The following is a 13,396-nucleotide window of genomic DNA, read 5'->3' on the forward strand; positions in this document are numbered from 1 at the left end:
GCGGTAACACCGCCAACGGTACCCGCCTGCAGATCTGGGACTGCAACACCAACGCCTGGCAACGCTGGACCCTGCCCGCAGGAAGTAGCGACCCGTCGCCGAGCAAGATGGCCGGGGCCCCTTACCTCTACATGGGCTGGGGCAGTCCGCCCAGCCCCGGCACGGTCATGGACGCCACCGGCGTGAAGTCCTTCACCATGGCCTTCATCTTGTCCGGCGGCGGCTGTGTGCCCCGTTGGGATGGCCACCGGCCGCTGACGGGCGGCGCCGACCAGCAGGCGATCAATACGATCAAAGCCAGAGGCGGCAATGTCCAGGTGTCCTTCGGCGGCTGGTCGGGCAACAAGCTCGGGCCCAACTGCTCCACTCCGGCCGCTTACGCCGCGGCCGTGCAGCAGGTCATCAATGCCGTCGGCCCCGCGGTAGTGGATTTCGACATTGAAAACAGCGACGAATTCACCAACTACACCGTCCAGGATCGCATCCTCAACGGCCTGAAGATCGTCAAGCAGGGCAATCCCGCTGTCAAGATCGCCGTCACCTTCGGCACCGGCATCAGTGGCCCCGACGCGGCCGGGGTGCGCCTGATCAACCGCTCGCGCGAGCTCGGTGTGCCGATCGACAACTACACGATCATGCCGTTCAACTTCGGCGGCGCCAACATCTACGCCAACACCGTCAGCGCCTCCGAGGGGCTTAAAAACGCCCTGAAGAACGCCTTCGGCTGGAGCGATGCACAAGCTTATGCCCGGATGGGCATCTCGGGCATGAATGGCCTATCCGACCAGCGCGAGGTTACCACTGTCGCCGCCTGGACACAGATCCGCGACTGGGCCAGGTCCAAGGGGCTGACCCGACTGGCGTTCTGGTCGGTCAACCGTGATCGGCCCTGCCCAGGTGGCTTCAACGACACCTGTAGCGGCGTTCCCCAGAGCGCTTGGGACTTCACTCGGGTCACCGCAGGATTCTGACAAGGGTTCTCGCATACGCCGCGGCGGCGCGTCTTTCGACTCCCCTCTTGTCAACGGCCCTGCAGGGACATCGGCGAGCCGACCACCAGGCCGTGTTCAAGCGGTGGTGGTACTTCTCGCGGCTGATCCTCCACAAAGGCTCCCGTACGGGCCCCTCGATTTCGGCAGGGGATTCTCACCTGCCACGGACGGGTTCATGCGCGCCCCCTTTTTTTCGGTCGGCACCGCGTCGTCGTGGCAGCCGGCCCCGTCTCCCGCACTGTTCCTCGACGTCGCGGCGGCTGACGCCTTTTCGCCACCCTGTCGCGCTGTTCCCGAGTGGGTTGATGAACCGGTAAACTTCGCGGTTCGCTTCATGGTCAGACCTCGGAGCGGCGTGGCCTATCAGGAGTTTCACCACTTCAAGGTGCTTCAGGTGGCAATCACGTAACGCCCCGTTGACATCGTTGTCGTTCGAACCTTATCGTCACTTTACTTGCCCGGTTAAGGGCGTTCATTCCTGCAAATTAGGAGGAGCCGTGGCTCATCGCGTGGCGACCGCCGTAATCTCCGCATGCCTGGTGGCCGTCGCGGGTTGCGGCGGGCAAAGTAGTCAGCCAGCGGCAACGGGGGCCGCACCGGCCGACCCGAAACAGATCTCCGGCACCATCACGGTGCTGACCAACCGTACCGACCAGGTGGAGAGCGGCCTGGCCGACAAGTACGCGGCGGAGTTCAACAAGACCTACCCCAACGTCAAGGTCAAGTTCGAGGGCCTGACCGACTACGACGGCGAAGTCAAGATCAGGATGACCTCCACGGAGTACGGAGACGTCCTGTCAATCCCGAACAACGCGAAGGTCAGCCAGTACCCGACCTTCTTCGAGCCGCTCGGCACCGCGGACGAGCTGTCGAAGAAGTACAACTTCACCGACCGCGCCACCGTCGACAATCAGGTGTACGGCATCGCCAACATCGGCTCGGCCCAGGGCTTCGTCTACAACAAGGCCGTCTGGGAGAAAGCGGGCGTCAAGGAGTGGCCGAAGACGCCGGAGGAGTTCCTCGCCGGCCTCAAGGCGATCAAGGACAAGACCGAGGCCACGCCGTACTACACCAATTACAAGGACATGTGGCCGCTGACGATGTGGGGCCACGCGCTGGGCTCGATCGGCTGCGACCCGGCCGGCGGTGACAAGCTCGCGGACACCGACAACCCGTGGGCGCCGGGCCAGCCGCTGTATGTCACCGACAAGCTGCTGTTCGACGTGGTGGCGAACAAGCTCACCGAGGCTGACCCGAACACCACGAACTGGGAGGAGTCCAAGAACCTCATCGCCAGCGGCAAGATCGCCACGATGGCGCTCGGCTCCTGGGCGGTCGTGCAGATGAAGGAGGCGGCGACCAAGGCGGGCCAGAACCCCGACGACATCGCCTACATGCCTTTCCCCAGCCAGACCAACGGGCAGTTCTGCACATCGGTGCGGCCCGACTACCAGTACGCGGTCAACGTGCACTCCAAGAACAAGCCAGCGGCCAAGGCCTGGGTCGAGTGGTTCATCACCAAGTCAGGCGACGCGCAAGCCGCGTTGTCGATCTCCTCGGTCAAGGGCGCCCCCCTGCCGTCGAGCCTGACGCCGTTCGAGGAGGCCGGGGTCAAGTTCGTGCAGATGGACAACAAGAAGACCGAAGCGGTCGACACGATCGACAAGGCCTCGGAGATCGGCTTGGGTTCGCCCGACTACCGGCAGAACATCGTCGACACCGCGCGCGGGGCGGCCAAGGGCGATCTGAACAGTATCTTCGCCGACCTGAACAAGCGGTGGGCCGAGGCTAGGGCGACCGTTGGCGAGTGACCTGAAGGTGATGGCGGGCCGGCACCACGGCGGCCCGCCAGACTTGCCGAACCGCCACCGGCGAAGGCGCCACGCGTGGAGCTTCACGCACTGGGCGTATCTGGCGGTGCCCGTGGCGCTCCTGCTGACCTTCACCTATGTGCCCGTGGCCAACCTGATCTCCTACAGCTTCACCGATTGGGACGGCCTGTCGCCCACCAGCCAGTACGTCGGGCTGGAGAACTACACCGAGTTGTTCACCCGCCCCAAGCTCTTCCAAGTCTTCTTCGTCAGCCTGTTCTACCTGGTCGGCGCGGTGGTGCAGATCATCTTGGCGCTCTACTTCGCTGTGCTCCTCAGCTCCAACATGCGCTTTCGCAACTTCTTCAAGGGGATCTTGTTTTTCCCCTATCTGGTCAACGGGGTGGCGATCGGCTTCGTATTCCTCTATTTCTTCCAGCCCGGTGGCACCCTCGACACCGTGCTGAGTACCTTCGGCGCCGAGCCGAAGCTGTGGCTGGGCGACCCGGACCTGGTCAACGCCTCGCTGGCCGGAGTGTCGGTCTGGCGTTTCCTCGGCGTGAACTTCGTGCTCTTCTTCGGCGCCATCCAGGCCGTTCCCCCGTACCTGTATGAGGCGGCGGCATTGGACGGCGCGAGCACGTGGCGGCAGTTTCGCCACATCACCTTGCCGGCGCTCAAGCCGATCGTCAGCATCTCCACGATCCTTGCCATTTCGGGATCGCTGGCGGTCTTCGAGATCCCGCTCATCATGACCGGCGGCTCCAACAACAGCACCACCTTCGTCATCCAGACCCTGAAGCTGGCCTTCCAGTTCGACAAGGTCGGTCTGGCCTCGGCCGCGGCCATCGTCCTGCTCGGCCTGGTGCTTCTGGTGACCTGGCTGCAGCGAATCCTGGTACCGGACGAGCGGGTGGAGATGTCATGAAGCGAGCCGTTGCCGTCTTCTTGAAATACCTGTCGCTGGTGCTGGCCACCGCCGCGGTGCTCGTCCCGCTCGTCACGATTGCGCTGACCTCGTTGCGTACCGGCCGCGAGATGGCCACCAAGGGCCCGCTGGCGGCGCCCGACAACTGGCTCAACTTCGACAACTTCGTCACCGCATTCGTCGACGGGAAAATGCTGTCGGCGCTGTGGAACACCACCTTCATCTTGTTCTTCTCCGTCCTGGCGACGGTCGCCCTCGGTTCCATGACGGCCTATGCGATCGACCGTTTCCAGTTCCGGCTGAAGAAGCTGGTCATGGCGGGCTTCCTGGTGGCGGCGCTGGTGCCCGGCATCACCACACAGGTGGCGACCTTCCAGATCATCGAGGGCATGGGCGCCTTCAACACGCGCTGGGCGCCGATCCTGCTCTACATGGGCACGGACATCGTGTCGATCTACATCTTCGTGCAGTTCATGCGCAGCATCCCGACCTCACTGGACGAATCAGCGCGCCTGGACGGCGCCAACTCCTTCACCGTCTATCGGCGCATCATCCTGCCCCTGCTCAAGCCCGCGATCGCCACCGTGGTGATCGTCAAGGGCGTGGTCATCTACAACGACTTCTACATCCCCTTCCTCTACATGCCCTCGCGCGACCTCGGCACGATCTCCACCTCCCTGTTCCGCTTCAAGGGCCCCTACGGCGCCCATTGGGAAGTGATCTCGGCCGGTACGGTCCTCGTGATCATCCCTTCTCTCATCGTTTTCTTGCTGCTTCAGCGGTTCATCTACCGGGGCTTCGCCTCCGGGGCCATCAAATAGGAGAAACATGTATCGACCGCTGGTCGACGGCTGGACCCTGTCCGGAGCCGACCATCACGAGATCTCTGCGGCGGTCCCCGGCTGCGTCCACACCGACCTGCTCGCCGCCGGCGCGATCGCCGATCCCTACCTCGACGCCAATGAGGCCGAGGTGGGCTGGATCGGCCGCACCGAGTGGACCTACCGCACCACCTTCGACTGGGAACCTGATGGGCACGAGCGAGTGGACCTGGTCTGCGACGGGCTGGACACCGTCGCGACTGTGCTGCTCAACGGGGTTGAGATCGGCACCACGGCCAACATGCACCGCTCCTACCGCTTCTCCGTCCGCGATGTGCTACAGGCCGGGAGCAATGAACTGACCGTCCGGTTCGCCGCACCATACGCCTATGCCGAGGAGCAGTCGGCCGCGCACGGCCCACGGCCAGGTCCCTACGACGAGCCGTTCATGTTCATCCGCAAGATGGCCTGCAATTTCGGCTGGGACTGGGGTCCCACGCTGGTCACCTCCGGGATCTGGCGCTCGATCGGGCTGCACTCCTGGTCGGGCGCGCGCCTGGCCGAGGTGCGGCCGCTGGTACGCGCCGACGGGGTGGACGTGCACGTCACCGTGGAGCGATCCGGCCACACCGCTCAGGCTCGGCATGGCCGGGAGGTCACCGTCGACGCCGAGGTGGCGGGGATTTCCCGAAAGGTACGACTGGCGCCGGGCGATGACACCGTGGTGATCCGGCTTGATGTGACCGACGTCGAATCGTGGTGGCCACGTGGGTACGGCGAGCAGCCGCTGTACCCCTTGACGGTACGGACCGACGCGGAGGAATGGACGCGGGAGATCGGCTTTCGCACGGTCGAGCTGGAGCCCGAGGCATTCCGGATCGTGATCAACGGGCGGCCCGTGTTCATGAAGGGCTTCAACTGGATCCCCGACGACTGCTTTCCCACCCGGGTGACGCCGCAGCGCCTGGCTGAGCGCTTCGACCAGGTCATCGGGGCGGGTGCCAACACCCTGCGGGTGTGGGGTGGCGGCCTGTATGAGTCGGATGCGTTCTACACGCTGGCCGACCGGCTGGGCCTGATGGTGTGGCAGGACTTCACCTTCGCCTGCGCCGCCTACCCCGAGGAGGAGCCCTTCCGCACCGAGGTCGAGGCCGAGGCACGCGACAATGTGGCCCGCCTGTCGAGCCACCCCTCGCTCGTGCTGTGGTGCGGCAACAACGAGAACCTGTGGGGCGACCAGCACTGGGGATGGCGCGAGAAGCTGCGGGGCCGCAGTTGGGGCGCCGGTTTCTACCACGACCTGCTGCCCGGAATCGTCGCCGAGCTCGATCCCACCCGCCCATACTGGCCGGGCACGCCCTACTCCGGCGCGCCCGAGCTGGACGTCGAGGACCCCTCACGCGGCACGATTCACATCTGGGATGTGTGGAACCGCGAGGACTACACCACCTACACCGCCTACCGGCCCCGGTTCGTCGCCGAGTTCGGCTTCCAGGGCCCGCCCACCTACGCCACCCTGCGCCGGGGCAGCACACAGACACCGCCGGTGTCTCACCAGAAGGCGATCGACGGCGAGGGCAAGCTTCTGCGCGGTCTCGGCGAGCACCTGCCGCAGCCGGAGACCTTCGACGACTGGCACTACTACACCCAGCTCAACCAAGCCCGCGCGCTCGCCTTCGGCGTAGAGCGCTACCGGGCCCTCATGCCGTACTGCATGGGCGCCATCGTCTGGCAGCTCAACGACTGCTGGCCGGTGACCTCCTGGGCCGCCGTCGACGGCGAAGGCCGTTTGAAACCCCTCTGGTACGGCTTGCGGCGATCCTTTGCCGATCAGCTCGTCACCTTCCAAGAGGACGCCGTTGCTCTCGTCAACGACACCGATCACCAGTGGGCCGGTGAACTGGCCGTCACCCGGCACGACCTGACCGGCGCCCCTCTTGCCAAAGAATACTTCTCCGTCTGTGTGCCGGCCCGCTCAGTTGAGCGGGTGTCGCTGCCGCGCACGCTATCCAGCGTCACCAACCCCGCAGAAGAGCTCCTGGTGGCCACCGTCGGCGACGCCCGCGCGGTGCGGTTCTTCGCCGAAGACCCGGCCGTCGCCTATCCGGCGGCCGCTTTCGAGGCACGCGTCGAGCGGGCCGAGGACGAGCTTCGCGTGCACGTGACCGCCACGACCGTGCTGCGCGAGCTGGCGATCTTCCCCGACCGGCTCGACCCGGACGCGGTCATCGACGACCAGTTGGTCACGCTGCTGCCGGGCGAGAGTGTCACCTTCCGCATCCGCTCCAGGCAGGAGCTCGACGCCGCCGCGTTGACCCGCTTCCCGGTGCTGCGCTGCGTTAACGAGGCGCGATGACGGTCCTTGCCATCGACATCGGCGGCACCAAGTTCGCCGCCGCCGTCATCGACCCTCAGGGGGCGATACTCGCCCGATCGGAACAGCCCGTCGGATCCGACCCGACCGCGACGCTGACCGCGTTGATCGAAGCGATGACCAGACCCGGTCTGGCGGCCGTCGGTATCGGCTCGGCCGGCCCGCTCCAGGCGGGCGCGGGCACCGTGAGCCCGGTCAACATCCCCGCCTGGCGCGACTTCCCGCTGGTGGAGGTGGTCGCAGGCCTGCTGCCCGGCCTGCCCGTCGCACTCGCCGGCGACGCCCAGTGCATGGCGCTGGGTGAGTGGTGGAAAGGCGGCTACGAGCGCAGCTCCCGCGCTCTGCTGGGCATCGTCGTCTCCACCGGCATCGGCGGCGGCCTCATCCTCGACGGCCGGCCGTACACCGGGCCTACAGGCAACGCCGGTCACATCGGTCACATCGTCGTCGACCCCGCCGGCGATCCGTGCCCGTGCGGAGCGACCGGCTGCCTGGAGACCCTGGCCAGCGGCCCCAACATGGTGCGCTGGGCCCAGGCGCGCGGCTGGCAGGGTCACGACGCACGGCAGCTGGCCGCCGACGCGAACACAGGCGAGCCCGTCGCGCTCGCCACCTTCCGCCGCTCGGCACAAGCCCTCACCGCGGGGATCCACACCACCGCGACCCTGCTCGACGTCGACGACGTCGTCATCGGTGGCGGTGTCGCCGCCGCCGGCCCGCTTCTGCTGACCCCCCTGCGCCAGGCTGTCGTGGCGCAAGCCGGGCTCGATTTCGCCCAACGTGTGCGCATCAGCCTGACGTCCCTGGGCCGCGAGGCCGGCCTCTTCGGCGCCGCCGCCCTGGCCTACGCGCACCCAGCATTGGAGCCCGTCCCGCATTAGCCGATCCATCCTGGAAGGACACCCCGACGTCATGTGCCCACCCCCGAAGTGCGCCCCCCTCACATGACCCGCCTCCTGTTGGTCGTCGTAGTGGCCTTGTGCACACTCGCCGTACCCGCACCCGCCCACGCCGCTTTCGAGGGCGGCTCTCACAGCGAATCACAGGCCGGCTCCCGCGCATTCGTCACTCGTGACGGTTCCCGGCTGGAGCTGAACGGCAAGCCGTTCCGCTTCGCCGGCACCAACATCTACTGGCTGGGACTGGACGAGAACGTCGGCGGCGTCGCCTACCCCACCTTCTTCCGCATCCGCGACGCCCTCGACACCGCCAAGGCCATGGGCCTGACGGTGGTGCGCTCGGGCATGGCGGCCGGTGGCGCGCACGAGCTGGCGATCCGCCGCGGCAGCCGCGACTACAACCCGGTGGCCTTCGCCACCGTCGACTACGCGATCGCCTACGCCGGGTCGATCGGCCTGCGGCTGATCCTGCCGATGACCGACGAATGGCACTACTACGCGGGCGGCAGGCGTGATTTCACCGCCCCCTACGGCCTGCCACCGGAGGCGTTCTACAGCGACGAGCGGCCCATCGCCGACTACCAGCACTACGTCAACCACGTCATGAACCACGTCAACCCGCTCACGGGGCGCGCCTACAAGGATGACCCCACGATCATGGCGTGGGAACTCGGCAACGAGCTCAACGGCATGACCCCCCAGTGGATCGCCACCATGAGCGAGCGCTTTCGCGCATGGGCGCCCAGGCAGCTCATCGCGGCCGGCCGGCAGTTCGGGGTGGACCAGGCGGCACTGAACGCTCCCGGCGTCGACATCGTAGACGTGCACTACTACCCACCGACGGCGGCGCAGATCCAAGCCGACGCCGCGGCGGTGACCGGCGCAGGGAAGGTGTACGTCGCCGGGGAGTACGGATCGCCCTCGGCGAGCACCGACCTGCTCGCGCCGCTCAAGGACGACACCCGGGTGAGCGGCGTGGCCTCGTGGTCGCTCTTCGGCCATCACGACCGGCACGGGTTCGTCCAGCACGCCGACGGCTTCACCATGCACTACCCGGGCGATGACGCACGCATGCGTGCCGCCGTCGACGCCCAGATGGCCTTCGCGAGAACCACACCCCGGTTCGTGCTCGGCCAGCCGCTGATCACCGACATCGCCAAGCAGGCCGGGGTCAATGTCCTGCAGTGGCGTGGCACGGCGGGCGCGACCGGATACCGTGTCGAGCGCTCGGCCGGTCACGGCCGCTGGCGGCCGGCCCATCAGGGTCTGCTCAGCGACAACGACACACCGTGGATGGATCGGCACGGGCGCGGCGAGGTGTGGTATCGCGTGGTGCCCTTCGACCGGCACGGCAAGCCGGGCCGGCCCTCGGACCCGGTCCGGCTGCGCAGCCGTGAGATCGTTCTGGTCGACCCGCTGGAGACGTTCGATCTGGCGAGCGCGCACTCCGGCCTCACCATCGTCCCCGGATACGCCACTCCGGACGGTGCCGGCCCGGCCTCGGTGACGTGGAGCCGAAACCGCATCGGCGCGGTCGCCTTCGAGGTGGTGGCCGACCGGCGCCCCGAGGTCGAGGTGCGGGTCGGCGGTACTGTGCTGCGTACCACGGTCAGCCGGGCGGGCGCACGGCGCTACCACGTCCGGGCCGACGCCGAAGGCGCCGCACAGGTGACCTTCGCCTGGAAGGGCAGGGTGGGCGGGCTGGCCCAAGCTACCCTGTGGTCGGCCGACCCGGCGCCGGTGACGACGGCGCCCGGCACCTTCCAGCTCATCGCCCCCGCCTCCGGCCAGGCGGCTGTCGCGCCGACGTTCACCTGGACGGCCGCCCCGGCGGCCGCCCACTACACGCTCGTCGTCTCGAAGCGGCAGGACCTGAGCGAACCGGTCATCGAGGCCACCGGACTGCGCGGCACCTCCTACGTACCGCCCGCCGAGCTCAAACCCGGCACGACCTACCACTGGAAGGTCACAGCCACCAACGTCGTCGGTAGCACGCCAAGCCAGAGCCTGGCCTTCACCACGCGTGCCCTGCCGACCACGCCGGCCACGATCGACGACTACACGTCATATCCCTCCACCGAAGCGCTGGCCGCCGCCTACACCAGCAACACCGGCGGCGATCCCATCACTCCCACACTGCTCGACGGGGCGATGCGGCTCGACTACACGCTCAGTGCCGCCGGCTACGCCGGGGTGATCCACAAGCTCACCGAACCCCTCGACCTGTGGGGTCACGAAGGACTCCAGCTCAAGCTCGACACCGCCGCGGCGAACGCCAAGGTCACCGTTCAGTTCGTGGCCGCGGGCCGCTACTGGGAGACCACCCTCGACCAACAGGCGTCCGGGCTAATCCGCATCCCGTTCTCCGCCTTCGCCCCGCCCCCGTGGGCCAACGGCGGCACGCTCGACCTCACCCGGTTCGAGGAGATCTCGATCTACCTCGGCGGGGCAGGCGCGGGCCGGATCACCGTCGACGACATCGTCGCCTACCCCAAGGAGCAGCCATGATACGAATCTGGGCAGCGACCCTCATGATGATCACGACGCTGGTCGGCGGTGGACAGGCCGAGTACCGCGAAACACTCGACGACTTCTCCACCTACACCGACAACGCCCAACTGTCGGCCGCCTACACTCCCAACCCGAACGGCGGCACCAACATCGCCACCCTGGTGGACGGGCCGAACGGCAAGGCGATGCGGCTGGACTACTCCCTGTCCGGCGGCTATTCCGGACGCATCCGCTCGGTCAACGGCTACTGGCCCGGCCTGAAGACGGTCGATATGTGGATCCAGAACTTCACACCCGGCCAAGACATCCTGCTCCAGCTCAACGACGGCGCCTCCTACGAGGCCCATCTGAGCACGCTCACCACCACCGAACCCCAGCACCTGAGCATCCCGATCACCGATTTCAAGCCCAAGTCGGGCACCGGCACGCTCAACACCTCCGGCGTCGTCTCCTTCGCCATCTACATCAACCAGGTCGGCGCGACCACCCAGGGAAGCCTCACCGTGGACGACATCGAACTCGTCTTCGCCGACAAACCCCGCATCCCGCAGATCTCCTTCCCGCGCGACACCCTGCAGGCCGACGGCATCGGCAACCTGCTCACCCTCCTCAACCGGGTGGCCACCATGCCGCCCGGGGCCAGGATCGTGCAGGCACGCTACATCTCCAGCAACGTGCACGTGCTGCCGAATTTCGACCGTTTCGTGCCCAAAGGTGACTTCGCCGCGCGGGGCCGCGCCACGGTCACGCTCCAGCAGGTCAAGCTGCACCATGAGGGCATCACCTTCACCATCGACGTCAACCGGCCCCTGCGCCTGCACGTGAGGCAACTGCCGCCACGCGTGGACGTCCTCGACTACCTCAAGCGGCTCACCGGCCGTGGCATGCTCTCGGCGATGCACCACGACCTGTCCTACGGCGACCCGGCCAACGCCGACGTGCTGCACCAGCGAGTGGCCAACCAATTCGGTGTCTACCCCGCCCTCTACAGCGCCGACTTCCTCACCGGTGGCACCGTCCCCTTCCGCCAGAACATGATCAACGAGATCAAGCGGCAGTGGGCCAACGGCAGCCTCGTGCAGATCATGTTCCACGTCTCACCACCGCAGTACACCGTCGCCCAGGAGCGCGAGGGCGGCTGGGGCGGCGACCAAGCGCACGAGACGCTCCCGGGCCCCAACCGGATCTTCAGCTATCTCCACAACGACCGGTGGGCCGAGCTGATGACCGACGGCAGCCCGCTGAACACCAATTGGAAGCTGCGTATGGACGAATACGCACGTTTCCTGCAGCAGTTGGAGGACGCCGGCGTCACTGTGCTCCTGCGCCCCTTCCACGAGATGAACCAGCATGTGTTCTGGTGGGGAGGACGTCCAGGCCCGAACGGCAGCGCGGGGCTGTACCGGATGTTCCATGACTACCTGGAGAAGAAGAAGGGCTTGTCCAACATCCTCTGGGTCTGGAATATCCAAGACCTCCCCGACAATTACGGCTGGGCCGACGGTGACCCCAAGTTCGACCGCTACGAAGGTCTGGAGGGCGGCCTGGCCGAATACGACGCCAACGACTGGTCGAGCTTCAGCCCCGGCAAGCGGTACTACGACGTGCTGTCCGTCGACTTCTACGACACCGAGGGATACGCCTCCCGTCACTACGAGCAGGCTCGGTCGATCGCCCGCCGCGACGGCAAGCCCATGATCATCGGCGAGACATTCGTGTTGCCGACCCGCGCCGAGCGCGCCGCTCAGCCGAACTGGACGCTGACGATGCCCTGGGGCGCCCGGACCTGGAACTACAACACTCCGGAGGCTATAGCCGACTTCTATCGCAGCACGCTCGGCACTGCCGACACACCGCGCTTCTCCACTCGCCACAACCGCCGCTAGCAGCGGCGCACCCCCCAAGGAGAACAATCGTGAATCACCCCCCACCACGGCTCCGGCACCATCTCGCCGGCCGAATCCGTCACGCGCTCAGCGTGATCATGGTTACCGCTCTGGCCGTCATGGGCCTGACGGTCGTCGCTGTCCCGCAGGCGCAGGCCTTCCCGGCGGCGTCCCGGCAGGACGTCATCAACTACCTGAGCTCGATCACCGGCCGCAACATCGTCTCCGGTCAGCACAACAAGGAACCGGCGAGCCTGCCCAGCCAGTACACCCAGCAGGTCAGGGACATCACCGGCCAGTACCCGGGCCTGTGGGGCGGGGACCTGATGTTCCGCGCCCCAGACGTGGCCAACCGTCAGCGCGTCGTCGACCAGGCCAAGGCCGAGTGGGCCAACGGCTCGCTCGTGGCGCTGACCTGGCATGTCTGTACCCCCACCGGCGGCACGACCTGCGAGTTCGACGGGGGCGTGAAGACCTCGATCTCCAACAGCCAGTTCACCCAGATCATCACCAACGGCACCGCGCTCAACACCGCGTGGAAGCAGCGGCTGGACGAGGTCGTGCCCTACCTGCTGCAGCTCAGAGATGCGGGTGTGCCCGTCCTGTTCCGTCCGCTGCACGAGATGAACGAGGCGTGGAACTGGTGGGGTAATCGCCCTGGGCCCAACGGAGGCGCCCGCCTCTACCAGATCACCCGCGATCACCTGATGAGCAAGGGCCTGACCAACCTCATCTGGGTGTGGAACGTCCAGGACAACCCGGCCGGCAACTGGGCCGCCTACTACCCGGGATCGTCCTACGTCGATGTCGTCTCCCTGGATGTTTGGTACAAATCCCACCCCAGCCAGAGCGACTACCAGCAGATCCAGAACATCGCCGGCTCCAAGCCCATCGCTCTGGCCGAGATGGGGAAGATCCCCAACGCGAGTCTGCTCACCAGCCAGACCCGGTGGAGCTACTTCATGATCTGGTCGGAGCAGCTACGCGGAAGCAACTCCAACGCCGAGATCCAAAGCGCCTACTTTCACCCCAGAGTCCTCAACCAGGGCGAAGTCAGCCTTTCACCCGGCGGCCCCAACCCGCAGCCGCGGACGGGGCAGATCACCGGTGCGGGTGGCAAATGTGTGGATGTGTCGGGTGCCAACAGTGCCAACGGCACGGCGGTGCAGGTGTG

At 66.6% G+C, this 13,396-nt stretch carries 8 protein-coding genes and 1 pseudogene; all 9 read left to right on the top strand.

All coding sequences use genetic code 11. The features are described 5' to 3' along the window. A pseudogene (locus tag ACSDR0_RS46420) lies at window positions 1–971 on the top strand (chitinase); the annotation flags it as partial. 653 nt (window positions 972–1,624) lie between these two features. After that, the gene (locus tag ACSDR0_RS46425; RefSeq protein ID WP_435295382.1) at window positions 1,625–2,803 is read left to right on the top strand and encodes an ABC transporter substrate-binding protein; all 1,179 of its coding nucleotides are present in this window, start codon (window positions 1,625–1,627) and stop codon (window positions 2,801–2,803) included. 10 nt (window positions 2,804–2,813) lie between these two features. Then, window positions 2,814–3,731, top strand: coding sequence for a carbohydrate ABC transporter permease (locus ACSDR0_RS46430; protein WP_435295383.1), 918 nt, complete (start codon window positions 2,814–2,816; stop codon window positions 3,729–3,731). Then, entirely contained in the window at window positions 3,728–4,552 is an 825-nt protein-coding gene (locus tag ACSDR0_RS46435; RefSeq protein ID WP_435295384.1) for a carbohydrate ABC transporter permease, read from the top strand. The genes ACSDR0_RS46430 and ACSDR0_RS46435 overlap by 4 nt, the downstream gene beginning before the upstream one ends. Before the next feature lie 7 nt (window positions 4,553–4,559). Beyond that, window positions 4,560–6,908 (top strand): glycoside hydrolase family 2 protein, encoded by a 2,349-nt coding sequence (locus tag ACSDR0_RS46440; RefSeq protein WP_435295385.1) that lies wholly within the window; start codon window positions 4,560–4,562, stop codon window positions 6,906–6,908. Then, entirely contained in the window at window positions 6,905–7,807 is a 903-nt protein-coding gene (locus ACSDR0_RS46445; RefSeq protein WP_435295386.1) for an ROK family protein, read from the top strand. Before ACSDR0_RS46440 ends, ACSDR0_RS46445 begins: the two co-directional genes overlap by 4 nt. Window positions 7,808–7,897: 90 nt before the next feature. Beyond that, window positions 7,898–10,333 carry a cellulase family glycosylhydrolase gene (locus ACSDR0_RS46450; RefSeq protein WP_435295387.1) on the top strand — a complete coding sequence of 812 codons (2,436 nt, stop codon included), beginning with the start codon at window positions 7,898–7,900 and terminating at the stop codon, window positions 10,331–10,333. Continuing rightward, window positions 10,330–12,222 carry a glycoside hydrolase family 26 protein gene (locus tag ACSDR0_RS46455; RefSeq protein ID WP_435295388.1) on the top strand — a complete coding sequence of 631 codons (1,893 nt, stop codon included), beginning with the start codon at window positions 10,330–10,332 and terminating at the stop codon, window positions 12,220–12,222. Before ACSDR0_RS46450 ends, ACSDR0_RS46455 begins: the two co-directional genes overlap by 4 nt. Before the next feature lie 29 nt (window positions 12,223–12,251). Continuing rightward, window positions 12,252–13,396, top strand: a 1,145-nt coding sequence (locus tag ACSDR0_RS46460) for a glycosyl hydrolase (RefSeq protein ID WP_435295389.1), incomplete at its 3' end; no start/stop codon positions are given.

Origin of the sequence: Streptosporangium sp. G11 (assembly GCF_051192615.1) — a bacterium.
Taxonomy (GTDB): domain Bacteria; phylum Actinomycetota; class Actinomycetes; order Streptosporangiales; family Streptosporangiaceae; genus Streptosporangium.

Excerpts from the sequence above, each read along its gene's own strand:
- ACSDR0_RS46430 (WP_435295383.1), top strand. The coding sequence starts at position 2,814 with ATGGCGGGCCGGCACCACGGCGGCCCGCCAGACTTGCCGAACCGCCAC.
- ACSDR0_RS46440 (WP_435295385.1), top strand. The coding sequence starts at position 4,560 with ATGTATCGACCGCTGGTCGACGGCTGGACCCTGTCCGGAGCCGACCAT.
- ACSDR0_RS46435 (WP_435295384.1), top strand. The coding sequence starts at position 3,728 with ATGAAGCGAGCCGTTGCCGTCTTCTTGAAATACCTGTCGCTGGTGCTG.
- ACSDR0_RS46455 (WP_435295388.1), top strand. The coding sequence starts at position 10,330 with ATGATACGAATCTGGGCAGCGACCCTCATGATGATCACGACGCTGGTC.
- ACSDR0_RS46445 (WP_435295386.1), top strand. The coding sequence starts at position 6,905 with ATGACGGTCCTTGCCATCGACATCGGCGGCACCAAGTTCGCCGCCGCC.